Origin of the sequence: Halomonas sp. ND22Bw, from assembly GCF_003011945.1 — a bacterium.
Taxonomy (GTDB): domain Bacteria; phylum Pseudomonadota; class Gammaproteobacteria; order Pseudomonadales; family Halomonadaceae; genus Halomonas; species Halomonas halophila.
Genome location: NZ_PXWD01000993.1, coordinates 1 through 267 on the forward strand (window position 1 = coordinate 1; position 267 = coordinate 267).

Below are 267 nucleotides of genomic sequence, written 5' to 3' on the forward strand. Positions count from 1 at the left end.
GACACCAGGCGCCGCTGTTACCTCTCTTTTAATCATCTGAGGAACAGATTCTTGAGTGTTCTTGGTATTAATTACCAAGATAGCTCTTTCTTTACTGGTTTCACATGGCTTGTACCCCATAGATTGATTGCCGTAATCCCTGAGGACTTTCTTCATGCGAGTATTACGCGAAATCTCTTGCATTGCCTGTGCTTCAACTTGCGTATTGTTTTTTATGGCAGTTGATTGCTGTTGGGCGTTCACACCTTTCTGAGCGCTCCATACAGT

At 43.8% G+C, this 267-nt stretch carries 1 protein-coding gene; it reads right to left on the reverse strand.

The window, feature by feature from the left end; translation table 11 throughout:
* The coding region (locus CVH10_RS26895; protein WP_219924943.1) for a hypothetical protein at positions 1–243 on the reverse strand (243 nt) is incomplete at its 3' end.
* Positions 244–267: the final 24 nt, after the last annotated feature.